We start from the raw sequence: 25439 nt of genomic DNA on the forward strand, positions 1-25439 counted from the left end.
AAATGATGCAATTATATATTGCCAATAAAAACTATTCGACGTGGTCTATGCGACCGTGGTTGGTGTTACACGCGTTTAATTTACCCTTTCAAGAGATCTTGATTCCTTTTTCTGAAGAAGCAGATGGCGGAGCATTCAAGCAGCAAATGTTAGCCCTACATGCCAATGGTAAAGTGCCCCTACTGCAACATGACGGTGTGATGATTTGGGACTCATTGGCAATTTGTGAATATTTGGCAGAGCAGTTTCAAGATCTTCCACTGTGGCCTAAAGATCCCGCGCAACGCGCATGGGCACGTAGTATTTGCGCGGAAATGCACAGTAGTTTTATGCAATTGCGTAGCTTATGTAGTATGAATCTGCAGGCGGATTATGGTCGTCATGGTCAGAGATTATGGTCTGAACATGCCGAATTGCGTGCTGAAGTGACTCGAATCGAGCAGATTTGGTCGAGTCGTCCTGCGGTGGATGGCTTTCTATGCGGTGAATTTAGTATTGCCGATGCGTTTTTTGCACCCGTGGTGACACGTTTACAGACCTTTCAGTTACCTGTAAGTGACAACACACAGCGTTATATGCAAAAGATTTTACAGCATCCTTCTGTGGTGGCATGGATCACGGCTGCTCAACAGGAACAGCCAGTCCGTCGTATGGAACAGTATCCACGTTAAAAGCTCAACGCCACGTCTGATCTATATAAAAGTTTTAAACCAAATGGCTAAAGCTTTGTTGTTCAGTGTAGGCCATCACCATGTTACGACCACCAGCTTTAGCTGCATATAGCGCCTGATCAGCATGGGTCAGCAATTGTTGCGGTACCAATTCTGGCGTAGAAATCGCAATGCCAAAACTGGCTGTCACATGAATTGACTGACCATCATGTCCCCAAATTTCAAGCTGCTCAATGGCTTTTCGACAGCGCTCTGCAATGAATATCGCTTGTTCTAAGTTAGAATTTTTTAGCACCAAAATAAACTCTTCCCCGCCAAACCGCCCAACCACATCACTACCGCGTAAATGTTGGTTTAATACTTGGCTGACGAGAATCAAGGTTTCATCGCCTTTATCGTGTCCATATTCATCATTGATGCGTTTGAAATGGTCTAAGTCCAATAAGACCAGTGCATATGTATCTGTTTTAGCACTATCGAGCTGTTCCAAACATTGATTGATACTGCGTCGATTAAATAAATTGGTCAGTGGGTCGACTTGACTAAGTTTTTGAATCAGATGCTCTCGATGACGCCATTGGCTGAGTAAGATTTCAAATAAAGCCAAACAGGTTAATAAAATAGGAACAATGAAAAAGATCATTGAGAAGAGCCAAAAACTATTTTGATAGCCATAGGCATGAGGTTGAAAAATCGGGGCATAGGGGATAATGCCGCGGATGCTTAAATACATGCAAATAGATAAAAAAATCGTGGCTGGGATCAGCATGCTATAGACGATTTTTCGTGTAAATAGTACCAATCCAACGGTCACAAGGCTCACGTAGGAGATCATGGTGGCTGGACTCATAACGCCAATTAAATAACCATCACGACATAAAGAAATGACGAATAAGCCGACCGAAAGATAAGGTAAAATTAGCTGAATCTTGGGATTATCTTTTCCAGCATAGCAAGGCCAAATCAGGAGGACCATTAAGCAAAAAAAGACGATATTGGTCCACAATTGAGAGTGGATGAGATCAAGGTTAACCCACTGCCAAAGTTCTGGCGTGACATAAACATAAAATTTCCAAATGATCCAAAGCAGATGAATGGCTGAGCCAAGCATCAGCATGAGCATACACTTTTTCAGGATACTCCAATTCATCACCACTTCATCTTCCAGCAAATACTGGGCGATTCTATTGCGAAGGATCATGTCACGTATGCTTGATTTCACCGTCATCCTGTGTCATTGCCCTGTTCGAGTTATCAGTTTTTTTCTTAAAGTTTATATAGATATCATTTTATAGGCTTACATTAGCATGAAAATTTACACTTGATAACGGTCAAGAACCGCTCAGTAATTTTAAATTTTTTTACGAGTTTAAAAAGATTGTTCTAAAAATAAAACATAGTGTCATAAGGATCGGGATTATTCTATTTATGAAAAGTGATTACACTAGGCTCAAGTTAATAACAACAGCTTTAGGTTTTAGTCATGAAAATTTTGCATATTGATTCAAGCATCATGGGCGACGCTTCAGTTTCGCGTCAACTTAGCGCTGAAATTGTACAACAGCTACAGCAAAAACATGGGGATGCTGCACAGGTTCAATATCTCGATTTAGCAGTACAGCAGATTCCACATCTCAGCAGTGAAATTTTGATGGGTCAAAATGCAGAACAATCGGCTTTAGGCGAGCAACTGTTACAACAGTATTTGGATGCCGATGTGGTTGTGGTTGGTGCTGCTATGTATAACTTCGGTTTGCCATCAACTTTGAAAGCATGGATTGACCGTATCAGTGTTGCAGGTCGTACTTTTAAATATACAGAACAAGGTCCAGTGGGCTTGGCAGGTGACAAAAAAGTCTACATTGCCAGCAGTCGTGGCGGTGTGTATGGCGATAACAGCCCTGTAGATTATCAAGAAGGTTTATTAAAAGCCGTGTTTAATTTTACAGGTGTCAGCGATATTGATGTGATTCGTGCCGAAGGTGTCAATATGGGACCAGATATGAAAGCACAGGCAATGGCGACAGCTCAGACTCAAATTCAAGCCATTTAATAGATTGACATTTCCCTCTTAGGTCAGCATCTGCTGACCTTTTTTTATGGTGACTTTGATCTGTTCTTAAGGAATTAGTTTTCAGGGATTAGTCCTGATCTAGTCGGTGTGCAAAATCGGCTAAATCACTCAGCGCACGCTGTCCTTCTTCAAACCATGGGCTAAACATTTGGAAGTTATGCCACATGCCAGTGTATAACTTGAATTCGACATCTAGGCCGGCTTCTTCTGCTTTGACTTTAAAGCGCTGCGCATCATCCAATAAAATTTCTTTAGAACCCACTTGAATATGAATCGGAGGTAGTCCTTTGAGCTCTGCAAAAAAAGGCGAGACCAATGGATCAGCTCGATCGACCGAGCGGGGTACATAATAATTAATACCTGTTTCGAGGGCTTCTATGCTTAACAGCGCATCATGCTTACGGTTATAGCGTAGGGATTCACTGCTCAGCGTCAAGTCTAAAAACGGTGACATTAACACCAAACCACTGACTTGTGGAAGTTGGTCCTGTTGAATTTTAAGGGCTAAGGCAAGCGCCAAGTTTGCACCACAAGAGTCGCCTGACAAAATAATGTCTTTGGCTTGAACCCCTTGATCTAATAACACCGCATACACATCAAAAAGGGCATCGAGTGCTTCAGGGAACTGTGCTTCTGGGGATAAAGGATAATCCAAATGTAACACTTGCATTTGCGTGCGTGCCGCAACTTGAGTCAGAAACGCCCGATGCGTGTTCATCGAACCCAAGAAAAATGCGCCCCCATGAATATGAAAAATGAGTTGGGTCGATGCCTGTTGTGGTTTGATTTCTTCGGCTTTTAAGCCGGCTAAGCGAATTGGACGAATTTGTACATCAGGGTTTTGAGGAAATGCACGACACATTTGTTCCAAAGCAAAACGTAAAGTATTGGGCGGTAAATTGAACTGGCTCGGCCCACGGATTGTGGTTTTTAAAATGCTTTCTGTAATCAGTTGTTTCGTCAGTGGTGATATCTTCATTGTCTTTCCATCTTTTTCTATTTTTGGAATCGTGTGAGCATATTTACCAACACAAATTACAAGGTTACACTAAACGGTCACATACAAAAATTGATAAATTGTTGTGACTTTTGGATACTAATGTCGTCTATATCAGACCAGGGAAATAAACAAAAATGAAAAAAATTGCACTAGCATTAGGATTGATGAGTTTAGCCGCATTTGCAAATGCTGCAGACCCGCTAAATGGTACAACTTGGAAAACCATTGATGATAAAACCAAGCAGCCAAAAGCGATTGTAAAATTCACCGAGCAAAAAAATGGTACGCTTTCAGCGAGCATTCAGTCAGTTTTGACACCAGGTGAAGAGAATGCATGTAAAAAATGTGAAGGCCCATATCACAACAAATCATTAAAAGGCTTGCGTATTGTGACCGGTCTTAAAAATGTTGGTGGTACAAGCTATGAGAGTGGTTCAATTTTGGATCCTCAATCAGGTAAAACTTACAAGTTAAAAGGTCAATTGGCTGATGGCGGCAAAAAACTAGAGCTTCGCGGCTTTATTGGTGTTGCTGCTTTAGGTCGTAACCAAACATGGATCCGCGCCAACTAATTTGACGTGATTCCTACAAAAAGCCTGACATCGTCAGGCTTTTTTTATGACTGGTTGCTCAGTCAAAATTGAACAAGGGCAGTGCATGAGTGTGATGAAAACATTTATTTCAATGCACGGTAAGCGTTTTCATCAAAGCCAACCAATAAGTCGCTACCTGTATCGAGTACTGGGCGTTTAATCATGCTGCTATGCGCTGTTAAGCACTGAATCAAATTTTCTTCAGTGGCTAAGGCTGTCTGTTGCTCTTCTTCACTGAGTTTTTTCCATGTGGTGCCTTTTTTGTTGAGAATCACATCAGCACCTTTGGCATCGAGCCATTTTTTTACGGTTTCAGCATCAATCGCTTGTTTTTTATAGTCATGAAATTCGTAGCTTAGGCCTAATTCGTTGAGCAAGTCGAAAGCTTTTTTCATGGTATTGCAGTTTTTGATGCCATAAATTTTAAGCATGAACAGGTGTCCTCAATTATTCAAAACAATAAGATAAAAAATACAATTCAGCATTATCCTACAGGCTAATTCATCAATGCTCAAAGCCCGATCGTGATGTGGATTAAGAAATAAATGTTTTGCTGTACAAGTCGCATGCTGTAAATATTAGGCATTGTCATCAAAACGACATTTTGGCGTTTTAGAATAGCGTACAGAACAAAACGAATCAGAAAAGAAAGCGATGCCATAACTAGAAAATTCAGCCTAAGGTTGCACAGTCAGAAGTAAAAATAAAGCGAGAATAAGAATTTGCTGTGCAGATCGAATTTTTAGCTGTTTTATTTGGGGGAGTCTAGAGATGTAAGGGCTAGATAAGAGAAAACCCGCATTTAATCATCCTGATCATGCGGGTCTCAGTCCAACGTCCATTGTCACATCCTTGAAAACAAGCTAAATCATTTAGTTTGTTTTTATACTTCCTTCGGCGTCCAATCCTTTTGTGTCATCCTGACATGTCCCTTTGCCGTGCGACCATAATGCTACGTTCGAGTTGTGAGATAAATCCACAAATTCGTCATGTAATGTGAGAAATAACCTCTAATTGAGTAAACAATCGTTCACTCAATTAATTGTTGGTAGCTTAAATTTTATAATCAATAATCACAGGGGCGTGGTCGCTAAACCATTCATCTTTAAATATCCAAGCATTGACTGTACGTTCTTTCCAGTCTGGTGAACATGCATGGTAGTCGATACGCCAACCCACATTTTTGGCACGCGCTTGTCCGCGGTTAGACCACCAAGAGTAAAGCTCGGCTTCTTTACGTACCTCACGGAAGGTGTCGACATAGCCAAGCTCATCATAAATATGATCGAGCCATGCACGTTCATGTGGTAAGCAGCCTGAAGCCTTTTGGTTCCCAGACCAATTTTTAATATCAATACGTTTGTGTACGATGTTGTAGTCACCGCAAACAATCACTGACTTATTTTCAGCACGCCATTGCTTCAAAATTTGTTGATATTCGCCTAAAAATAGGTCTTTGCGCGCCTGAGCTTCTTCACCCGATGAACCAGAAGGCAGGTAGAGCGAGCAAATATGTGCAGTTTGTCCAAGTCCTAAATCGAACTCAGCAGAAATAAAGCGGCCTTGAGTGTCTGCCAATTCAAAACCTAAACCATCTGTCACTGAAACAAAAGGTAGGCGGCTATAAATCGCAGTACCGGCATAGCCTGGGCGTTCTGCAGGGAAAAGGTGTGTAAACCAACCTTCGGGTTTAAATTTATCGGTCCATTGTTCATGGGTAATGCGACTTTCTTGCATGCAGATGACATCGGCATCTGAAGTTGCCATCCAGTCAAAAATACCTTTTTTTTCAGCGGAACGCAGACCATTCACATTAATTGAAACGACACGTAAAATTTTTTGATCACTTGGATAGCTACTCTTTGGTATCATGCTCAGGTTTAACCTCAAACTTAAAAAAATGGAGCACCTCATGACAGCGCAAGCGGCATTTAATCCACAAGCTTTTATCGAACTGGCATTATCACGTGGTGTGCTTAAATTTGGTGAGTTTACTTTAAAATCGGGTCGTGTGAGTCCTTATTTTTTTAATGCAGGTCTACTGAACGATGGTGAAGCCTTATCATTATTGGCTTCTGGCTATGCAGCTAAATTAACAGAATGCGATAATGTGGAAGTGGTCTTTGGCCCAGCTTATAAAGGTATTCCATTTGTAGCTGCAACGGCTGTCGCACTGTCACAGAACCATGGTGTGAGCGTACCTTGGGGCTTTAACCGTAAAGAAGCGAAAGACCATGGCGAAGGCGGTGTATTGGTTGGTGCGTCTGTTGAAGGTAAAAAAGTCTGGATTATTGATGATGTGATCACTGCGGGTACAGCGATTCGTGAAGTGGTGACTATTTTGAAAAATGCTGGCGCGCAAATTGCGGGGGTATTGGTGGCGCTAGACCGTCAAGAAAAAGGTCAAGGCGACTTATCTGCGATTCAAGAAGTACAAAAAGAACTCGAAATCCCAGTTCATGCTTTAATTACCATGAAAGATTTGATGACATTCTTAGAGGCTAAAGGTGAGACTGAAGCTTTAGCGAAAATGGAAGCGTACCGTGTTAAATACGGCATCTAATTTTTCGGGATTTCAAAAGGCAGCTGAAGCTGCCTTTTTTACGTCTTTAAATGATGATTGTTGCATCTAACTAACAAAAAACGTGAAATATTGCTTAAAAAGTAGGCGTTAAACGTGAAGAATCAATAAAAAGCCGTCTCAGTGCGCTATTTACTGAAACGGCTTTAGTTAAAGTATTGATGCTTATAGAAAATTTAAAGAATTTCGTATAACGTGTGTTATGTTAATTTAGGAAAACTTACAAAATGTATATGTTAAAGATTATTGTTTGGGTGATCCTCATTTTAGTAATCTTATGGGGAATACAATGGATGTTTCATGGCTTTCCAACAGGAAATTAATATTAAACATTTATAAAAAAATTCATAAATTAGACTTAAGGTAAACATAATAATTAAGGCTTATCTAGATAGCCTAACATCTTAATGTCATGCTTATTACTCTTGAAAGCATCTATATTTTTAAAGGAATTTTCTGAAATAGCTTCAATACTAGGTGTTATATTACTTGAAGAAATGTAATATAAATCATTAAATTTTTTAATAAAAATTTTTATAGAAGTTTCATTGTTCCCCATAACTAAAGAGTTCGTATATTTCATTTTTGCATACTTATTTCCATATTTAGCGTAGATATAATAATCACTATATTTATTGATTTTAGTATTTCTATATTCTTGAATCTGAGCATCCTTATATAAAAATAAACACGTATTTGTCTGACCAATATGTTTACTTGGCTCATAACCATCTAGTAAATAACCATATGTATTTATTATTATTTTTAAATTTTCTTTCCTTATATCTTCATCTAAGTCAATACTGATCTGAGTTTCATATTTCTTTTCAAAATTAGCAGCTATTACCATAATTAGGCCTATAAGGATGATAAAAATTCCAATTTTTTTCTTCAATTTACGTTATTCCTATGATCATTAAATTGATTTTGGAATGCTGTTTCTATTAATACACCATTGATAAATTTTTTCATGGGTAGAGCAGGTGGAGAAGATAGTGGCACACCACGAGTTGCAGCAAAACCATCACCGAATTAATTTCTACAGATTTACAGAATCTATATATTGATTTAAAAGACTATTCAGAATTTTCTAATCCAGTAGAATGGATCAACTTCTATATAAACCGTCTCGCTCCAATTTACCACAAGCAAAGTCAACAAGATTCACTGATGAGTCAGAGTTTTGATTTCTTTTTTCAGACGAAGGATGAATATGTTTATGGCCATATTCCCAACACCCAAAAGTCAGCCCTAGAATTCAAAGAAATTTCATCAAATTTTAAGTCTATTTAACATAAAATCTCTTCATCACACTTCTTACATTCCAACATTACCCCTAACTTTTCTTTCCGTCCTTGCTCAGTGATAACCCAAGGACGGTTTTGCCATGGAGGATCATGGCGGACATGCTGTGTATGACCACAAGCTAAAATGGCATACCAATGATTTTCATCATCCAAGGCAAAATCAACAATGGCTTGCTGCATATTAAACACCTATCTAAATTAAAATGATGCTGAAAAGGGAAAAGAGTTCATGTTGAGCAATCACAACGGCTTGAATATCGAATTGCAAAATAGACTGTGAAATTTGGTTTATTTCTGGCGCACACTTAGGCCGCGACAATTCTATTTTTCCCGCCATGTTTAGCTTTATACAGCGCTAGATCAGCACGTTGAATTGTATCTTCGTAGGTGCAATCTTCAGGCATGATGGTTGTCACTCCTATGCTCACGGTGACATGCGCGTTATCTATTGAAAACCGACTTAATTCTTTTCTGGAATGTTCATGAATCCGTTTGGCAAACTGGATGGCCTGCTCGCAGCCCGTGTTGGGCAAGGCGACCACAAACTCATCTCCACCTAAGCGGCAGGCGCAATCGGTCTTACGCAGCGTTAAACGAAGAATATCTGCGACTGCTCGGATTGCCTCATCACCGACATGATGGCCTTTACTGTCGTTGATTTTTTTGAGGTTATCAAGATCGAACATCAAGATCGAGGTCTGTATGGAATGCCGTAGGTATGACTCATAATGTAATGCTAAGTCATGCTCTAATTTTCTTCGGTTGAAAAGACCGGTTAATTGATCCGTATGGCTGAGTTCCTTCAGCTTGATTTCCAAGTTGTGACGCGCTGAAATATTACTTGCGACCCAAAGTACAACGTCTTCTTCATCTACCGAAAAACTGAGGGCTTGGATGCGCACTTCAAACCAAATGGGCTCTTCAGGACCATAATCGGGCAGACCTTTTACATCCCTATTGCTCAATTCGTACTCTTCGATGAGTAGATTTCCTGATGCTAGAGCTTGGCCGATCAGTTGCATAAACAAGTTGGCTTTATCTGGCTTGATCACATCTGAAATATAGGTACCAACAAGACCGGAACCATTGTGGTAATAGCGATTATCGCGCCCACCAAAAACCGCAACGTATTTTCCACTACGCGATATGACAAAAGCAGGGTCTGGCAAAGCATTAAGAATGATAGCCATCTGCTCAATGTTGATCATTAATTAATTCTATTTCTTTATTTACAATAATTAACACAATAGCTAAAAAAAAATAAAAAGCACGTGTTTTTTCACCAAAAATAGTGATGGGCGAGATGTAGATGTGATGAATATCTGTATCGATTGTTTGGCGTCGATTTACACAGGCCTAACGCCATAATGCTTTCACGGCTTATTTCCTTTATTGAGATAAGGCCGATGATAGAAATATATCGAATTATCGCCTGCATCACACGAATCCATACATACACATGCAAAATCAGAATAAACAAAAGAAAAATCTCGGCTATACTCATTCATAAATTGATAATGAACAGAGCACTGAATAATGCGTGTACTTGTTGTGATGGATCCCATCGAAAATGTAAACCTAAAAAAAGATACCTCAATGGCGATGCTATGGGCAGCAGCACGTCGTGGACATGAGCTAGGCTATGCATTACAGCAAGATTTATATATCGATCAAGGCAAAGCCTTTGGTTTGATTTCACCGCTAAAAGTTTTTGAAGACTACAACCACTATTACGAACTCGGCGAAAAACAAAAAGAACCAATTGCTGCTTATGACGTGGTTTTGATGCGTAAAGATCCGCCGTTTGACATGAACTTTGTCTACACCACCTATATTTTGGAACAGGCTGAACGCGAAGGTGCATGGATTATTAACAAGCCACAAAGCCTACGTGACTGCAATGAAAAATTGTTTGCGACACAATTCCCTGAACTTCAAGTACCAACCTTGGTGACTTCGCAGCAAAGTCTGATTCGTGAATTTTTACAAGAACATGGTGATGTGATTGTGAAGCCATTAGACGGCATGGGCGGCATGGGCATTTTCCGTTTATACCAAGATGGCGTTAATATTGGTTCAACCATTGAAATCCTGACCAATAACGGCACACAGCCGATTATGGCGCAGCGATACATCCCTGAAATTGTGGATGGTGACAAACGTATTTTGATGATCAATGGCGAACCCGTACCGTATTGTTTGGCGCGTATTCCGCAAAATGGTGAAGTGCGTGGCAACTTGGCGGCAGGTGGTTTGGGCGAGGCGCGTCCATTGACCGAAAATGATAAAGCCATTGCAGCCAAAGTCGGACCATTCCTTCGTGAAAAAGGTTTGGTCTTTGTTGGTTTGGATGTGATTGGTAATTACGTGACTGAAATCAATGTCACCAGTCCGACCTGCGTACGTGAAATTGATGCGCAATTTGGCACCTCGATTGCCGATGATTTATTTGATGTCCTTGAGACAGGTTTAAAAGCTTAATTTTGCACTAGATTTAAAAGAGTCCTTCACGGGCTCTTTTTTGTCCTGCGCTAAGGGGAGGGGAGCTAAAAAAGCAAAAAAACTGTAAGTGAATGCAATTAAAGTGAAAAATTGTCTGATTTTTTTTCAATTCTCATAGATTAATAATAAAACTAGTTTAAACTTTTAAAATAGTAGAAAAAAACAATCATACGCCTGTTGAAAAAAAGTAAATTACCTTTCACGGTCATGCGTTTGTGATTACAATTGTTTGCTTAAAATCGAATATCATTAGCCTCTTTTTAGAATTGAAGAATTAGACAGTGACCGAAGTAACGCAAGTAAAGCCGAAACATGTCATGATGATGGCTGCCGGAACCGGTGGTCACGTCTTTCCAGCGCTCGCTGTTGCCAAAGAGTTGCAACAACAAGGCTGTGAAGTTTCTTGGCTCGCAACGCCAACAGGTATGGAAAATCGCCTGCTTAAAAAGCATAATATTCCAATTTATCAAATTGATATCCAAGGCGTACGCGGCAATGGAGTCGTGCGTAAGCTGATGGCACCATTTAAAATTCTCAAAGCTACATTGAGTGCCATGCGTTATATGAAACAACTCAAAGTCGATGCAGTTGCAGGCTTTGGGGGGTATGTGGCTGGGCCGGGTGGCTTGGCAGCTCGTGCATTGGGCATTCCAGTCATTATCCATGAACAAAATGCGGTGGCAGGTTTTACCAATACGCAGTTGTCACGTGTGGCCAAAATTGTTTGTCAGGCATTTCCAAATACCTTTCCAGCACAAGATAAAATCGTAACCACAGGGAATCCTGTACGTAAAGAAATTACAGAAATTTTAAATCCGTCATGGCGTTACCAAGAGCGTGAAAAAGCTGGGTTGCCATTACGGGTTTTAATTGTGGGTGGCTCACTGGGCGCACGTGCCTTAAATGAATGTGTGCCGGCAGCCTTGCAGCAATTAGAACAGCCACTCAGTGTATATCACCAGTGTGGTCAAAATAACGCTGAAAGCACATTGGCTCGTTATGCAAATGCACCTGAACATATGCAAGTTGAAGTTCAGCCGTTTATTGAAGATATGGCAGCAGCCTATTCTGCAGCGGATTTGATTATCTGCCGTGCTGGTGCGCTAACCGTCACTGAAATTGCGACAGCAGGTGTAGCAGCCGTGTTTGTTCCTCTGCCAAGTGCAGTGGATGACCATCAAACTGCAAATGCAGGGTTCTTGGCCAATATCAATGCTGCAAAAATTTGCCCACAAGCGGATATGACCGCAGAAAGTTTAACAGCGTTGTTGAAGCCGCTGATGAATCGCCAACGACTTATGGAAATGGCGGTTAAGGCTCGACAACAGGCACAACCCGATGCGACACAGCACGTGGTTGGTTTAATTCAAGATTTGTAAAATTCGAGTAATCTATGTCTCCATCAACGCCTGCCGATCAAGCGAAAAAGCTCATTAAAGTGCCAGAAATGCGCCGTATTAAACACATCCATTTTATTGGGATTGGTGGTGCGGGCATGTGTGGTATTGCCGAAGTATTGAAAAACCAAGGCTATAAAGTTTCAGGTTCAGATATTAAAGCGTCGAAAACCACGGCTCAGCTTGAAGAAAATGGCATTCAAGTTTTCATTGGTCATGCTGCTGAAAATATTCAAGGTGCCAATGTAATCGTGGTATCAACAGCTATTGATTCTGAAAACCCAGAAGTGAAAGCGGCGATTGAAACCCGTACACCTGTCGTGCGTCGTGCAGAAATGTTGGGTGAATTAATGCGTTACCGTCATGGTATTGCCGTTGCGGGGACGCATGGTAAAACCACGACAACCAGTCTTGTGACCTGCATGTTGGCAGAAGAAAATCTGGATCCAACTTATGTCATTGGTGGTTTGTTAAATCGTACCGGTGTAAATGCTGCATTGGGTGCAAGCCGTTATATCGTGGCTGAAGCGGACGAGTCGGATGCGTCATTCCTACACTTACAGCCAATGGCAACGATTGTCACCAATATCGATGCTGACCATATGGATACTTATGGCGGTAGTTTCGATGTATTGAAAGATACCTTCGTACAATTCTTACAGCGTCTTCCATTTTACGGTTTAGCTGTGATGTGTGGTGATGATGCCAACATCCGTGAAATTATGCCGCGTATTGGTCGTCCTGTCGTGACTTATGGTTTCAATGAAGACAACGACATTCGTGCTGTTGATGTGGCTCAAGAAGGCATGCAATCACACTTTACCGTTTTGCGTAAAGACCGTGAGCCGTTACGTTTAACCATTAACTTGCCGGGTCTTCATAACATCTTAAATGCCTTGGCAGCAATTGGTATTGCAACGGATGAAGGCGTTTCTGATGCTGCGATTGCGCGTGCCTTAGAAAGCTTCAGTGGCGTAGGTCGCCGTTTCCAAGTACAAGGCGAATTTGAAGTTGAAGATGGCTTGGTGAAATTGGTCGATGACTATGGTCACCATCCAAAAGAAGTGGAAGCGACCATTAAAGCAGCACGTGCAAGTCATCCAGATCGTCGTTTGGTGATGATGTTTCAGCCACACCGTTTTAGTCGTACGCGTGACTGTTTTGATGACTTCGTCGATGTCTTGTCTCAAGTCGATCAACTGTTGTTATTAGAAGTTTATCCTGCAGGTGAAAAACCAATTGTGGGTGCGGATAGTCGTGCGTTGGCTCGAAGCATTCGTCTCCGTGGTGAAGTTGAGCCGATTCTCATCGATCCAGTAGAAGGCAACTTACAAGCAGTAATGAAAAAAGTGTTACAAGCAAATGACTTGTTATTAACACAGGGCGCAGGTAATGTTGGAGCAATCTCAATCGAACTTGCTCAAAACAATCTCTATGTAAAATGATCACCGCTTGGTGATCCAAAGTTTGTTTAGACTGTAGATAAAAGTTTAAGGATATAAACGTGTCAAATGCTTCAAAATTCGGCAAAGTTGCCGTGTTATTAGGTGGGAAATCTGCCGAACGTGAGGTTTCTCTCGATAGTGGTAAAGCTGTACTTGAAGCATTGGTGCGTTCGGGTGTAAATGCCGAAGCATTTGATCCGCAGCAACGCAGTGTGACTGAGTTGGTGGCTTATGACCGTGCATTTATCGTACTTCATGGCCGTGGTGGTGAAGATGGTCAAATTCAGGGTACTTTGGAATGGTTAAACATTCCGTACACTGGAACGGGCGTTCAAGGCTCAGCGATTGGTATGGATAAAGTCAAAACTAAACAAGTTTGGCAAGGTTCAGAACTACCGACAGCACCTTATCGTATTGTCAGCAAAGATTCAGATTTACAAGAAATTGTAGATTCAATTGGTTTGCCATTTATCATTAAGCCGGTGCATGAAGGCTCAAGCATTGGTATGAGCAAAGTTGAAAAAATTGAAGACTTTGCAACCGCAATTGCCAAAGCGACCCAGCATGATGCCGTCGTGATGGCTGAAAAATGGATTACCGGACGTGAATTTACCATTGTGATTTTAAATGGTCAGGCATTACCGGTGATTCGTTTAGAACCGCCTGCAGATGTGGCTTTTTACGATTACGAAGCGAAATATAACCGTAACGATGTGCAATATGGTATTCCATGTGGCTTGACTGAAGATGAAGAAAAGCGTCTACAAGCTTTATCTTTACGCGCTTTCCAAGCGGTAGGTGCGAGTGGTTGGGGCCGTATTGACGCGATGCAGGATGCAGAAGGAAACTTCTGGTTACTTGAGGTAAATACTGTTCCGGGTATGACCAGTCATTCTCTAGTGCCAAAAGCGGCCAATGCCGTAGGTTATAGTTTTGATGATCTTTGTGTCGCGATTTTGGAACAAACCCTGACAGGTGCGGCACACTAAATTATGGCTCAACTTCCTGCGTCTATGCGCCGTAAACGTGCAGCAACGACATCGATACATGACAAACCACCGACACGTAAGGAAAAGCTTACCAATGTGGGTGGATGGCTGTTGTTGTTTATTGCATGTGTGGTTTTGATTGCCGGAATTTGGGGGTTATATAAAGTCATGACGGATGCACGTGTGGCTGAACTTGATGTGGTGGGTGTGCGTAGCGCCCAAGAAAAACAACAAGTGATGTCATACGTTTCACCGATGATGACTCAAAATTATTTTACCTCTGATTTACGTGTCATTCGTGACCGTACTTTAGAAATTTCGTGGGTCGATCGCGTGGTGGTATCACGTGCTTGGCCAAATGCAATTCGTGTACGGGTGATGCCGCGTCAAGCGATTGCACGTTGGGGAACTGGGCGACTGTTAAGCGACAGTGGTGATGTATTTGCCGAATTAACCCCGACCAATCATCAGAATTTGCCGTTATTGCATGGGCCGACGAGTCAGTCCAAAATGATGATGCGTCGCTATAATGAAATTAATCAACTATTTATACCTGTTGGCATTCGTTTAAAAGAATTATATTTAACCGAACGAATGACTTGGTTTATGCAGTTTGATTCAGGCTTACGTGTGATTGTCGATCAGGATCAAACCATGAGTAAGTTGCAGCGTTTAAGTTATCTCGCACACAGTGACTTAAAACCTGTTTGGCCACGAATTTCTGCCATCGATTTGCGCTACCGAAATGGTTTAGCGATTCAATGGAAAAACTCTGTGCCAGCAAAGTCGGTAAATGGTCAGTTTGTTGTAACCAGTGATGACATAGGCATTGCGAATGCAGCGCCTGTAAAGCCATAATGATCGGCTTTATAAGTAGAGGCTTTAAGCCATAAATTAAACAAACATGTGAATGGTAGTAGTAAATAATGAATGAAGCTGTTCCCTCGGTTGTTGCGATTGACATTGGGACACACAAAGTTTCAGTTTTGATTGGTAAGGTACACGCGCCAGACAATATCCAAGTGGTAGGGATGGCGACCGCTCGTAACCGCGGCATGAATAAAGGGAAAATTGTCAGTCTCGATAAAGTTGTTACCGCAATTAAAAATGCAGTGCAGGAAGCGGAAGATATGGCGGAATGTCGTGTACATTCTGCGTGGATTTCCATTCCAAGTGCTGAACTAAAAAGTTTTTATGCCTCTGGTCGCACTCCAATTGAAAATAATGACCATGCGATTACCACCAATGAAGTGGTGCGTGCATTAGAACTGGCCAAAGCCAGTCATTTAACGTCTGACCACTATTTGGTGAGTGCTGTACCTTTAGGTTTTGAACTAGATGATGAACCTGAGTGGGTATTAAACCCGATTCGCATGTCAGCACGGAGTATGACAGGGCATTATCATTTGATGATGTTGCCCATCAGCACCATGCAGAATTTGGATCGTGCATTAAAAGGCGCCAATATTGGTGTTGAACGCATGGTCATTTCATCATTAGCAACAGCTGAAGCCAGTTTGCTTAAAGATGAAAAAGAATATGGTGTGTGCTTGGTCGATATTGGTGCAGGTACGACCAATATCGCGGTGTATTTAGATGGTCGCTTGGCGATGACACATACCTTGCAACGTGGCGGTGAGCATGTAACACGTGATATTGCTGCTGTATTGCAAACCACAACAGAAGAAGCGGAACGCATTAAGCTGTTGTATGGTTGTGTCGACCTGAAAGTGGTTAAACCTGAAAGTATGATTCAGTTCCAAGGGATTGATGGTCCACAAACCATTAGCCGTATTGAACTGACCGAAATCATTATTGCGCGCTATGAAGAAATCTTTAATCAAGTGCGTAATGAATTGGTCGATCATGGTGCAATTCATGGTTTATACCATGGTGTTGTACTCACAGGTGATGCCTGCCAAATTGAAGGAATGGTGACATTTGCACGCCGGATTTTAGGTGTCTCTGCACATTTAGGTAATCCACCTATGCAAGTGTATGCCGATGATCAACAGCAAGCAGCTTTACGTCGTTCACAATACGCGACTGCCGCAGGTCTGTTAATTTTCAGTCAAAGCGAAACACAAGATACGATCGTTGAGCCAGAAGATACGGAAAAACTTTCAGTATTGAATCGGGTAAAACGGGCATGGTCGGGCTTCAATGACACCTTGAAGTCGATCTTTTAAGTTGAAATATTTGGGAATATTGTTGGGAAGTTGTACGGATTATTGCTTGTACTTGACAAGCTGGAACTTGGACAGCATTCTAAAAAACAATTTTTATTAAGATCAAGGCAGTATACGGGCTGAAGTGTCTGCCAATTATGGATTAGGAATTTTTTAGGCATGGCCTCATTTGAATTTTTAGAAGATGATCAAAGCGACAGCAACGGTCAAGCCCGTTTCACAGTATTCGGTGTAGGTGGTGCTGGCGGTAACGCTGTGCAACACATGTTGGAATCAGATATCGAGGGTGTGAAATTTGTTTGTGCCAATACAGACAAACAAGCACTCGATCGCATGAATGCACAATTTAAAATCCAACTGGGTGAGCAAAGTACCCGTGGTTTGGGTGCAGGTGCAAATCCACAAGTGGGTCAAACTGCTGCTGAAGAAAGCCGTGAGTTGATTCGCCAACACCTTGAAGGAACGGACATGGTGTTCGTGACTGCAGGTATGGGTGGTGGTACAGGTACAGGTGCTGCGCCAGTTGTTGCTGAAATTGCCAAAGAAATGGGTATCTTAACGGTAGGTGTGGTGACGACTCCGTTTAACTTTGAAGGTAAACGTCGTCAGCAATCTGCTGAGAAAGGTATTGAAGCACTTGAGCAACATGTTGATTCTCTGATTATTATTCCGAACCAACGCCTGCTAAAAGTGTTCCGTGATATCTCGATGAAAGATGCTTACAAAAAAGCAGACGACGTACTGTTAAATGCTGTACGTAGTATCTTCGATCTTGTGGTGCGTCCTGGTCATATCAACCTTGACTTCGCCGATTTGAAAACTGCGATGAGTACACGTGGTTATGCCATGATGGGTGCAGGTTCTGGTCGTGGTGAAAACCGTGCACGTCAAGCTGCTGAACAAGCGATCCGTAGCCCATTGTTAGATAACGTGACGATCATGAATGCAAAAGGCATTTTGATTAACGTAACAGGTGGCGATGACGTAACCTTCGGTGAAATTGAAGAAATCACTGATGTAGTGAACCAAATTGTGGATCTTGATGAAGGTCAAGTTTTCTACGGTACGGTATTTGATCCAGATGCACGTGATGAAATTAGTGTAACTGTGATCGCAACGGGTTTAACGCGTAATTCTGCCGATTCTGCTGAGCCAGTGAAACGCCCTGTCGCACAAGCAACGCGTACAGTCGCTTCTGCACAAGCACCTGTAGATGAAGATGATGTACCAGCGATTCAACGTCAGCACAATGAAGCAGCTGCTCCGGCGGCTGCGGCGGCGTCAGCATCGAATTCACGCCCTACGCCAATGAGTATTCAAGACTACTTGAAAAATCAGCAACGTAAATAACATAAATTCAATGACTTAAGTGTCTATTGATTACAAAAGGTAGCTGATCAGCTACCTTTTTGTTTTTTATCAATGGCTAAATATGCTAACGTATAGCGGTTTTGTGAACTGATGATAGAAGACACATGTTGAAACAACGTACCCTGAAACGCATCGTGAAAGCGAGTGGCATCGGACTGCATAGTGGGCAAAAAGTGATGATTAACTTTGTGCCACATCATGCCGATGGGGGCATTGTGTTTCGTCGTATCGACTTAAATCCACCGATTGATATTCCAGCTGATGCTATGCTGATTCAAGAAGCATTCATGTGTTCTAACTTGGTGCAAGAAAACGCCAAGGTGGGCACAATTGAGCACATTATGAGTGCGATTGCTGGTTTAGGGATTGATAACCTGATTGTGGAAGTGTCGGCATCTGAAGTGCCTATTATGGATGGGAGTGCAGGCCCGTTCATTTATTTGCTTATGCAAGGTGAACTACAAGAACAAAATGCACCTAAAAAATTCATAAAAATACTTAAACCTGTCGAAGCACTGATTGATGATAAACGTGCTGCCTTTCAACCGCATGACGGTTTCCAATTAAATTTTACGATTGATTTTGACCATCCTGCATTTAAGAAAGAATTTCAATCGGCAACCATCGACTTTTCAACCGAAACATTTGTCTATGAAGTCAGTGAAGCGCGGACTTTTGGCTTTATGAAAGATTTGGATTATCTCAAAGCCAATAATTTGGCTTTGGGGGCGAGTCTCGAAAATGCCATTGGCGTAGATGAAAATGGTGTGGTCAATGAAGAGGGTTTACGCTTCTCGGATGAGTTTGTTCGTCACAAAATATTAGATGCTGTGGGTGATTTATATTTGCTTGGTCATCAAATTATTGCGAAATATGATGCCTATAAGTCAGGTCATGCATTAAATAATCAGTTATTACGCAATGTCAAAAGTGATCCAGATAGCTATGAAATTGTAACATTTGATGACATTAATGATTGCCCAATTAGTTATGTGAATGTGACATAAGTCATTGTCTTATAATAGTGATGTTATATTGTATCATTTGTAAGTGTTAAGTCTGTCACATTCTGAGCATTCAAATTTGTCTGTTACAACTGGGTGGTTACTTTTTATTGCTTGCCAAACGCAGCATTGCTTGGCTAAGCTTAGGGTCGCTCACAAAGTCAGCAGCATTACGGAGTAAATCCTGAGTTTCTGTACTGAGGGTTCTTGAAATTTTTTCAGGGGAATGGGGCGTTGGAGACGGAGTTCTCAGACGGACTTGAATCTTGTGCAAATCCTTGAATTCGTATATTTGTGATAATTGTGCAATATATTGCTTTTGCAAATAGGCCAACTGACTAATCAGTGCCTGATTTTCTCCAGTTAATATAAGTACACCATTTATATAACAAACAACTTGCCATTGATCCGGTTGGGGCAATAGCGGTTGAACAATTTTCGTAAGTTTCTGCCATGCAGCAACTTGCGTTGAGAGAAACGACAAGTTTCCTGTTTTTATGTGTTTTCTTGTTGGTTGAAAGACGTTGACAGGTTCTGACATACATATTTCCTACATGTTTATGTCTTAATCTTATGCGCTCCTTTTGGCTGATATCAAGGACGAAATCACACAAGGAACAAAAGAGAACAGTTTATAGAGGTTTTTTATGCATTTACGACGTATTTTATTGGCGTTTTCATTGGCAGCTTCGGCCGCTTCAGTCGCTTTTGCAGATTTAGTTGAATTAAATCAAGCAGACTCATCAGATCGTATTGAACAGTTAACTCGCACTTTGTCTCAAGGTGCTTACTCTGAAAGCAATGATATTGATGTTCCAGCGGAAACGAAGTTGAATGTTCAAATTCGTGAAAAATCAATTGAACTCAACAATGCGACAATCGCAAAAAAATACGGTTCAAGCAATTCCTCTCAAAACTATTCAGCAAGTTCAAATAATCCATATTCATGGTTAATTGCCCACCCACTTCCAGACATGAAGCGCGTGAGCTCAAATTATGGTGGCCGTACCATGGGTGGCCGTGCAGAAAATCATTCAGGTTTAGATCTTTCTGCGGCAAGTGGTACACCTATTTATGCAACGGGTCCAGGCATTGTAACCAAATCAGGCTGGGGCACAGGTTATGGCCAATATGTTGAAATCAACCATGGTAATGGTTACCTGACACGTTATGCACATGCATCACGCTTAATTGCACGTGTAGGCGACCGTGTTGCTGCGGGTGAGCATATTGCTAACGTTGGTTGTACTGGTCGTTGTACTGGCCCACATTTGCATTACGAAGTAGTGAAAGATGGTCAACGCAAAAACCCATCGACGTATTTAGCGATGTTGCCATAAGCGCATACAACATCTGTATACGAAGCCATTGTCTGAACCTCTACAGACAATGGCTTTTTTATTTATCGCTAATAACTATAAAATTATCATTCTAAAAAATATTGTCTGTATGAAATATGGCGAAAATTGACCCAAAAATGTAAATTTGTGTAATTGTTAATCAATAAGTATTTAGTAAATAAATAATAGAGCTATTTCGTATTCATCTGTGGCGATAACTCAGCCTAGCCAAAATATGGTACTAATAGAGCCATATATTTAGCACATAGGATAGGTGAAGTATGGCGTTTTATGGCGATACAGATGCGCAAGAAACCCAAGAATGGCAGGACGCATTTGATTCAGTTTTACAGCACATGGGAACTGACCGCGCTGCATTTTTGCTTGAAAAACTCTATCAACAAGCGATTGCTAAGCACGTTCCCATTCAGCGACTAAATACTCCTTACTTAAATACCATTTCAGTTGAAGAACAACCGCCTATGCCGGGTGATTCGGATATGGAGCGCCGTATTCGTGCGCTGATCCGCTGGAATGCCTTAGCGATGGTACTGCGTGCCAATAAAACAGGTGACGATTTAGGTGGTCACTTGGCAAGTTTTGCATCATCTGCCACTTTATATGACGTGGGTTTTAACCACTTCTTCCGTGCCAATAGCGACAGCTTTGGCGGTGACATGATCTATTATCAAGGTCACTGTGCGCCAGGTATCTATGCACGTTCGTTCTTAGAAGGTCGTTTGACTGAAGAACATTTAAATAATTTCCGTCGTGAAGTTGGCGGTAAAGGTTTACCTTCATACCCACATCCGTACTTGATGCCAGATTATTGGCAGTTCCCAACCGTATCGATGGGTCTAGGCCCGATCATGTCGATCTATCAAGCACACATTCAAAAGTACTTGATGAACCGTGGCCTGATCAAAGAAGAAAACCGTAAAGTTTGGGCTTACCTCGGTGATGGTGAAATGGATGAACCTGAAAGTACAGGTGCCATTTCACTTGCAGGTCGTGAAAAGCTCGACAATCTGATTTGGGTCGTGAACTGTAACTTACAGCGTTTAGATGGCCCAGTTCGTGGTAATGGTAAAATTATTCAAGAACTTGAATCATTGTTCCGTGGTGCAGGCTGGCGCGTAATTAAGGTGGTTTGGGGTCGTCATTGGGATCCGTTACTGGCAAAAGATGATTCAGGTGCCTTAAAAGCGGTGATGGAAGAAGCGGTCGATGGTGACTTCCAGCGTTATCAAGTGAAAGGTGGTGCGTATACGCGTGCACATTTCTTTGGTAAGTATCCTGAAGCTGAAGAGTTGGTGCGCAACTTAAGCGATGAAGATATTGATAACCTGAACCGTGGTGGTCATGACCCATTCAAAGTGTATGCGGCTTATGCCGAAGCGATGAAGGAAACGGGTCAGCCAACAGTTATCTTGGCAAAAACAGTCAAAGGTTATGGTTTGTCGGAAGAGATTGAAGCAGTCAATAAGACGCATCAAATCAAGAAAATGCAGCTTGAGTCGTTGAAATACGTGCGTAACCGTTTCAACTTGCCATTTACCGATGAACAGCTTGAAGAAGTGCCATTCTATCGTCCGAGTGAAAACTCGCCTGAATTGAAATACATGAAGGCGCGTCGTGAGGCATTGGGTGGTTATTTACCTGCACGTCGTAAAGAAAGTGAACAGCTGGCGATTCCTGAATTGTCTGTGTTTGATGCGGTACTGAAAGGCAGTGGCGGTAAAGAGCAATCGACGACCATGTTGATGGTACGTTTGATTTCATCATTATTGAAAGAAAAAGCCATTAAAGATCGTGTCGTACCAATTGTGCCAGATGAAGCGCGTACTTTCGGTTTGGAAGGTATGTTCCGTCAGTTGGGGATCTATGCTGCGCATGGTCAAAAATATACCCCTGAAGACCAAGAACAGTTGATGCATTACCGTGAAGCTAAAGATGGTCACATGTTACAAGAAGGGATTAACGAAGCGGGTGCGATGAGTGCTTGGGCTGCGTTAGGAACCAGTTATTCAACCAATAACTTGCCAATGATTCCGATGTATATGTACTACTCGATGTTCGGTTTCCAGCGTATTGGCGATATTGCATGGGCTGCAGGTGATGCGCAGGCGCAAGGCTTCTTGCTCGGTGCAACTGCGGGTCGTACAACACTGAACGGTGAAGGTTTACAGCACCAAGATGGTCATTCACATATCTTGGCAAATACGATTCCAAACTGTATTTCTTATGACCCATGTTTTGGTTATGAGTTGGCAGTGATCGTACATGATGGTTTAAAACGCATGTACGTGAACCAAGAGCGCGTGTTCTATTACTTAACAGTAATGAATGAAAACTACGAACACCCTGCTATTCCTGAAGGTGCTGAAGAAGGCATTAAACGTGGTATGTATCTCTTCGAAGAAGATGAGAAAGCAACGGTTCAGTTGATGGGTTCAGGTGTGATTCTGCGTGAAGTGATTAAAGCGGCGAAAATCCTTCGTGATGAATATCAAATTCATTCAAACGTGTGGAGCGTCACTAGCTTTAACGAATTAGCTCGTGATGGTATGGCGTGTGAAGAATACAACCGCCTACATCCATTGGCTGAAGATACGAAAGAAGCTTGGATCTCTCAATTACTTCGTGAAAAAGACGGTATTGTGGTATCGGCAACCGATCACATGCGTGCTTATAGCGAACAAATCCGTGCTTATCTTCCAGACAATCGTCCGTTCGTTGCATTAGGTACAGATGGTTATGGTCGTTCAGATACACGTGGCAACTTACGTAGCTACTTTGGTGTCGATGCCGCACATATTGTGGTAGCAACATTGAAAAAACTCGCGGATGAAGGCGAAGTTGATGCACGTTTAGTTAAAGATGCCATCTCAAGCTTTGAACTAGATACTGACCGTCCAGTGGCATGGGCTCCGCAAGAAACGCCGGAACTGCATGCTGTGGCTGACTACAAAGAGGAGAACTAATCATGCAAATTACGACTCCTGATATTGGTGTAGATAAAGCAACGGTCGCTGAGATTTTAGTGAAAGTCGGCGACAGCATTAGCGTCGATGACAGCATTGTGTTGTTAGAGTCTGATAAAGCCTCTGTTGAAGTACCAAGCACTTCGGCAGGCGTGGTGAAAAGCATTGCAGTTAATCTGGGTGACAGTGTTGCTGAAGGTGCTGTGCTGATCGAGTTGGAAGCAGAAGGTCAAAGTACTGCTACAGCTGAGCCAGTACAAAATGCAAGTGAAGACGAAGCAGCAGAACCAACTCCGGTTGTGGAAGCAGAACAAACTGCAGCAGCATCTGTTGCAGCCAATGCTCCTCAGTCGCAAAGCATCGATGTGCAAGTTCCTGATATTGGCGTAGAAAAAGCTACGGTAAGTGAGATTTTGGTCTCTGTTGGTGATGAGATTGATGTCGATCAAAGTATTATCGTGGTGGAATCAGACAAAGCGACAGTCGAAGTCCCAAGTACTGTATCAGGCCGTGTTGAATCGATCACAATCAGTGCTGGCGATGTAGTGAAAGAAGGTGTAGTGATTTTAACGGTGAAAACGGCGGCTTCATCTGCTGCGGTTGAATCGGCTGCTGTGCAAGAAACTGCACAGCCTGTTGCTGCACCTGTTGTTGCAGAAGCAACACCAGCGCCGTCTACGGCTGCGGCGTCTGGACCTGTTGATATTGCAGTGCCTGACTTAGGTGTTGATAAAGCAGCAGTGGCTGAAATTTTAGTCGCTGTGGGTGATGTGGTTGAAAAAGACCAAAGCATCATCGTGGTGGAATCAGACAAAGCAACGGTAGAAGTGCCAAGCTCTACCGCTGGTAAAATCACCGCGATTCATGTCCAGTTAGGGCAAAGTGTCTCTGAAGGCGTCGCTTTAGTGACGATAGAAGCCGAAGGTCAAGCTGTTGCAGCACCCGCACAAGCAGCGAAACCTGCACCAGCTGTAGCACAGCCTGCGACAGTTGCACCTAAAGCTGAAAGCAAAGTTGAAGCAGCTCCACAATCACAAGGCGCAGATAAACTCACCAAAGAGCAAAATGCTGCCAATGCCAAAGTGTATGCAGGACCGGCCGTTCGTAAGCTTGCACGTGAATTGGGTGTGGTTTTGGCAGAAGTCAAAGCATCTGGCCCGCATGAGCGTTTAATGAAAGAAGATTTATTCGCTTATGTGAAAACCCGTTTGACCACTCCGCAAGTTGCACCTGCAGCTCAAGCTGTGGCACAGGTTTCAGGCTTGCCGAAATTGCCAAGCTTTGATGCTTTTGGTGGTGTCGAAGAGAAAGTTTTGACACGTTTACAACAAGTGTCGATTCCGCAATTGTCTTTAAACAATTTTATCCCGCAAGTGACGCAATTCGATGCTGCGGATATTACCGATCTTGAAGCTTGGCGTAATGATTTAAAAGCTAACTTTAAGAAAGAAGGTATTGGCTTAACCATTATGGCTTTCATCATCAAAGCAGTGGCTTATTTGTTGAAAGAAGAGCGTGAATTTGCAGGTCATTTGTCTGATGATGGCAAGTCAGTATTGCTACGCAATGAAATCCACATGGGGATTGCCGTTGCCACGCCTGATGGTTTGACCGTGCCTGTACTGCGTAATCCAGATCAAAAATCGATTAAGCAGATTGCAATTGAGCTGGGTGAGCTGAGTCAAAAAGCACGTGACAAAAAACTATCGCCAAAAGATCTACAAGGTGCGAATTTTACCATTACCAGTTTGGGTTCAATTGGTGGCACGGCATTTACACCGTTGGTCAACTGGCCACAGGTGGCGATTTTGGGTATTTCACCTGCAACCATGCAGCCAGTATGGAATGGTGAAAGCTTTGATCCACGTTTGATGCTGCCGCTGTCATTGTCATACGATCACCGTGTGATTAATGGAGCGGACGCTGCACGTTTTGCCAATAAACTGACGAAGCTGCTCAAAGATATCCGAACTTTATTGATCTAATCTGACC

At 42.2% G+C, this 25439-nt stretch carries 23 protein-coding genes and 1 pseudogene; 16 read left to right on the top strand and 8 right to left on the bottom strand.

All coding sequences use genetic code 11. The annotated features are described in order from the left end of the window. Positions 1–2 precede the first annotated feature (2 nt). A complete protein-coding gene (locus FTV11_RS02980) occupies positions 3–671 on the top strand; it encodes a glutathione S-transferase family protein (protein WP_180073354.1) in 669 nt (222 codons plus the stop codon). A 34-nt stretch (positions 672–705) separates the two neighbouring features. Here the strand turns inward: FTV11_RS02980 and FTV11_RS02985 are convergent, their stop codons facing one another. Further along, complete coding sequence (locus FTV11_RS02985) at positions 706–1872, bottom strand: GGDEF domain-containing protein (protein ID WP_228145159.1); 1167 nt, start codon at positions 1870–1872, stop codon at positions 706–708. 282 nt (positions 1873–2154) lie between these two features. Here FTV11_RS02985 and FTV11_RS02990 point away from each other — a divergent pair, with 282 nt between their 5' ends. Continuing rightward, positions 2155–2724 (top strand): FMN-dependent NADH-azoreductase, encoded by a 570-nt coding sequence (locus FTV11_RS02990; protein ID WP_180073355.1) that lies wholly within the window; start codon positions 2155–2157, stop codon positions 2722–2724. Between the two features lie 88 nt (positions 2725–2812). Here the strand turns inward: FTV11_RS02990 and FTV11_RS02995 are convergent, their stop codons facing one another. After that, on the bottom strand, positions 2813–3724 hold the full coding sequence (locus FTV11_RS02995) for an alpha/beta hydrolase (protein ID WP_180073356.1): 912 nt from the start codon (positions 3722–3724) through the stop codon (positions 2813–2815). Between the two features lie 155 nt (positions 3725–3879). Between FTV11_RS02995 and FTV11_RS03000 the strand changes: the two genes are divergently transcribed. Continuing rightward, the gene (locus FTV11_RS03000) at positions 3880–4317 is read left to right on the top strand and encodes a DUF2147 domain-containing protein (RefSeq protein ID WP_078190586.1); all 438 of its coding nucleotides are present in this window, start codon (positions 3880–3882) and stop codon (positions 4315–4317) included. A gap of 104 nt (positions 4318–4421) precedes the next feature. On the opposite strand, the gene FTV11_RS03005 is transcribed toward FTV11_RS03000, so the two are convergent. Then, entirely contained in the window at positions 4422–4769 is a 348-nt protein-coding gene (locus FTV11_RS03005; protein ID WP_180073357.1) for a Spx/MgsR family RNA polymerase-binding regulatory protein, read from the bottom strand. 622 nt (positions 4770–5391) lie between these two features. Further along, entirely contained in the window at positions 5392–6210 is an 819-nt protein-coding gene (locus FTV11_RS03010) for an exodeoxyribonuclease III (RefSeq protein WP_078193225.1), read from the bottom strand. A gap of 40 nt (positions 6211–6250) precedes the next feature. Between FTV11_RS03010 and pyrE the strand changes: the two genes are divergently transcribed. Further along, positions 6251–6901 (top strand): orotate phosphoribosyltransferase, encoded by a 651-nt coding sequence (gene pyrE, locus FTV11_RS03015; protein WP_078190583.1) that lies wholly within the window; start codon positions 6251–6253, stop codon positions 6899–6901. A 394-nt stretch (positions 6902–7295) separates the two neighbouring features. Here pyrE and FTV11_RS03020 read toward each other — a convergent pair whose 3' ends face one another. Continuing rightward, the gene (locus FTV11_RS03020) at positions 7296–7814 is read right to left on the bottom strand and encodes a hypothetical protein (protein WP_257223147.1); all 519 of its coding nucleotides are present in this window, start codon (positions 7812–7814) and stop codon (positions 7296–7298) included. Positions 7815–7948: 134 nt separating this feature from the next. Here FTV11_RS03020 and FTV11_RS17040 point away from each other — a divergent pair. Next, a pseudogene (locus tag FTV11_RS17040) lies at positions 7949–8212 on the top strand (hypothetical protein); the annotation flags it as partial. Here the strand turns inward: FTV11_RS17040 and FTV11_RS03025 are convergent. Together FTV11_RS03025 and FTV11_RS03030 are read right to left on the bottom strand one after the other, a co-directional pair. Continuing rightward, on the bottom strand, positions 8209–8406 hold the full coding sequence (locus FTV11_RS03025) for a DUF3565 domain-containing protein (protein WP_180073358.1): 198 nt from the start codon (positions 8404–8406) through the stop codon (positions 8209–8211). The pseudogene FTV11_RS17040 and the gene FTV11_RS03025 overlap by 4 nt on opposite strands. Positions 8407–8531: 125 nt before the next feature. Beyond that, positions 8532–9434 (bottom strand): sensor domain-containing diguanylate cyclase, encoded by a 903-nt coding sequence (locus FTV11_RS03030; RefSeq protein WP_180073359.1) that lies wholly within the window; start codon positions 9432–9434, stop codon positions 8532–8534. Between the two features lie 328 nt (positions 9435–9762). Between FTV11_RS03030 and gshB the strand changes: the two genes are divergently transcribed. From gshB to lpxC, 8 genes are all read left to right on the top strand, one after another. Then, positions 9763–10707, top strand: a complete 945-nt coding sequence (gshB, locus tag FTV11_RS03035) for a glutathione synthase (protein ID WP_180002674.1) — start codon at positions 9763–9765, stop codon at positions 10705–10707. A 302-nt stretch (positions 10708–11009) separates the two neighbouring features. Further along, positions 11010–12107, top strand: a complete 1098-nt coding sequence (gene murG / locus FTV11_RS03040; RefSeq protein ID WP_180073360.1) for an undecaprenyldiphospho-muramoylpentapeptide beta-N-acetylglucosaminyltransferase — start codon at positions 11010–11012, stop codon at positions 12105–12107. A 14-nt stretch (positions 12108–12121) separates the two neighbouring features. Next, a complete protein-coding gene (gene murC / locus FTV11_RS03045) occupies positions 12122–13570 on the top strand; it encodes a UDP-N-acetylmuramate--L-alanine ligase (protein WP_078190576.1) in 1449 nt (482 codons plus the stop codon). 59 nt (positions 13571–13629) lie between these two features. Beyond that, positions 13630–14559: a D-alanine--D-alanine ligase gene (locus tag FTV11_RS03050; protein WP_078193219.1), complete on the top strand. Its 930-nt coding sequence runs from the start codon at positions 13630–13632 to the stop codon at positions 14557–14559. A 3-nt stretch (positions 14560–14562) separates the two neighbouring features. After that, complete coding sequence (locus FTV11_RS03055; protein ID WP_078190574.1) at positions 14563–15417, top strand: cell division protein FtsQ/DivIB; 855 nt, start codon at positions 14563–14565, stop codon at positions 15415–15417. Positions 15418–15485: 68 nt separating this feature from the next. Continuing rightward, the gene (gene ftsA / locus FTV11_RS03060; RefSeq protein WP_078190573.1) at positions 15486–16748 is read left to right on the top strand and encodes a cell division protein FtsA; all 1263 of its coding nucleotides are present in this window, start codon (positions 15486–15488) and stop codon (positions 16746–16748) included. Positions 16749–16907: 159 nt separating this feature from the next. Continuing rightward, a complete protein-coding gene (ftsZ, locus tag FTV11_RS03065; RefSeq protein ID WP_168379400.1) occupies positions 16908–18098 on the top strand; it encodes a cell division protein FtsZ in 1191 nt (396 codons plus the stop codon). A 125-nt stretch (positions 18099–18223) separates the two neighbouring features. Continuing rightward, the gene (lpxC, locus tag FTV11_RS03070) at positions 18224–19126 is read left to right on the top strand and encodes a UDP-3-O-acyl-N-acetylglucosamine deacetylase (RefSeq protein WP_168379401.1); all 903 of its coding nucleotides are present in this window, start codon (positions 18224–18226) and stop codon (positions 19124–19126) included. A 97-nt stretch (positions 19127–19223) separates the two neighbouring features. Here lpxC and FTV11_RS03075 read toward each other — a convergent pair whose 3' ends face one another. Further along, positions 19224–19664: a DciA family protein gene (locus FTV11_RS03075; protein ID WP_180054185.1), complete on the bottom strand. Its 441-nt coding sequence runs from the start codon at positions 19662–19664 to the stop codon at positions 19224–19226. 106 nt (positions 19665–19770) lie between these two features. On the opposite strand from FTV11_RS03075, the gene FTV11_RS03080 reads away from it, so the two are divergent. From FTV11_RS03080 to FTV11_RS03090, 3 genes are all read left to right on the top strand, one after another. Beyond that, complete coding sequence (locus tag FTV11_RS03080) at positions 19771–20463, top strand: M23 family metallopeptidase (RefSeq protein ID WP_180059327.1); 693 nt, start codon at positions 19771–19773, stop codon at positions 20461–20463. A 281-nt stretch (positions 20464–20744) separates the two neighbouring features. Next, complete coding sequence (aceE, locus tag FTV11_RS03085; RefSeq protein WP_078193212.1) at positions 20745–23447, top strand: pyruvate dehydrogenase (acetyl-transferring), homodimeric type; 2703 nt, start codon at positions 20745–20747, stop codon at positions 23445–23447. Between the two features lie 2 nt (positions 23448–23449). After that, a complete protein-coding gene (locus FTV11_RS03090) occupies positions 23450–25432 on the top strand; it encodes a 2-oxo acid dehydrogenase subunit E2 (protein ID WP_180025893.1) in 1983 nt (660 codons plus the stop codon). The last annotated feature ends 7 nt before the right edge of the window (positions 25433–25439 follow it).

The organism is Acinetobacter sp. YH12231 (assembly GCF_013417755.1).
In the GTDB taxonomy this organism is placed as follows: domain Bacteria; phylum Pseudomonadota; class Gammaproteobacteria; order Pseudomonadales; family Moraxellaceae; genus Acinetobacter; species Acinetobacter amyesii.

Excerpts from the sequence above, each read along its gene's own strand:
- FTV11_RS03005 (WP_180073357.1), bottom strand. The coding sequence starts at position 4,769 with ATGCTTAAAATTTATGGCATCAAAAACTGCAATACCATGAAAAAAGCT.
- pyrE (WP_078190583.1), top strand. The coding sequence starts at position 6,251 with ATGACAGCGCAAGCGGCATTTAATCCACAAGCTTTTATCGAACTGGCA.
- FTV11_RS03030 (WP_180073359.1), bottom strand. The coding sequence starts at position 9,434 with ATGATCAACATTGAGCAGATGGCTATCATTCTTAATGCTTTGCCAGAC.
- ftsZ (WP_168379400.1), top strand. The coding sequence starts at position 16,908 with ATGGCCTCATTTGAATTTTTAGAAGATGATCAAAGCGACAGCAACGGT.
- FTV11_RS02985 (WP_228145159.1), bottom strand. The coding sequence starts at position 1,872 with ATGATCCTTCGCAATAGAATCGCCCAGTATTTGCTGGAAGATGAAGTG.
- FTV11_RS02990 (WP_180073355.1), top strand. The coding sequence starts at position 2,155 with ATGAAAATTTTGCATATTGATTCAAGCATCATGGGCGACGCTTCAGTT.
- gshB (WP_180002674.1), top strand. The coding sequence starts at position 9,763 with ATGCGTGTACTTGTTGTGATGGATCCCATCGAAAATGTAAACCTAAAA.
- FTV11_RS03090 (WP_180025893.1), top strand. The coding sequence starts at position 23,450 with ATGCAAATTACGACTCCTGATATTGGTGTAGATAAAGCAACGGTCGCT.
- aceE (WP_078193212.1), top strand. The coding sequence starts at position 20,745 with ATGGCGTTTTATGGCGATACAGATGCGCAAGAAACCCAAGAATGGCAG.
- lpxC (WP_168379401.1), top strand. The coding sequence starts at position 18,224 with ATGTTGAAACAACGTACCCTGAAACGCATCGTGAAAGCGAGTGGCATC.
- FTV11_RS03080 (WP_180059327.1), top strand. The coding sequence starts at position 19,771 with ATGCATTTACGACGTATTTTATTGGCGTTTTCATTGGCAGCTTCGGCC.
- FTV11_RS03025 (WP_180073358.1), bottom strand. The coding sequence starts at position 8,406 with ATGCAGCAAGCCATTGTTGATTTTGCCTTGGATGATGAAAATCATTGG.
- FTV11_RS02995 (WP_180073356.1), bottom strand. The coding sequence starts at position 3,724 with ATGAAGATATCACCACTGACGAAACAACTGATTACAGAAAGCATTTTA.
- FTV11_RS02980 (WP_180073354.1), top strand. The coding sequence starts at position 3 with ATGATGCAATTATATATTGCCAATAAAAACTATTCGACGTGGTCTATG.
- FTV11_RS03010 (WP_078193225.1), bottom strand. The coding sequence starts at position 6,210 with ATGATACCAAAGAGTAGCTATCCAAGTGATCAAAAAATTTTACGTGTC.
- FTV11_RS03000 (WP_078190586.1), top strand. The coding sequence starts at position 3,880 with ATGAAAAAAATTGCACTAGCATTAGGATTGATGAGTTTAGCCGCATTT.
- FTV11_RS03055 (WP_078190574.1), top strand. The coding sequence starts at position 14,563 with ATGGCTCAACTTCCTGCGTCTATGCGCCGTAAACGTGCAGCAACGACA.
- FTV11_RS03075 (WP_180054185.1), bottom strand. The coding sequence starts at position 19,664 with ATGTCAGAACCTGTCAACGTCTTTCAACCAACAAGAAAACACATAAAA.
- murC (WP_078190576.1), top strand. The coding sequence starts at position 12,122 with ATGTCTCCATCAACGCCTGCCGATCAAGCGAAAAAGCTCATTAAAGTG.
- ftsA (WP_078190573.1), top strand. The coding sequence starts at position 15,486 with ATGAATGAAGCTGTTCCCTCGGTTGTTGCGATTGACATTGGGACACAC.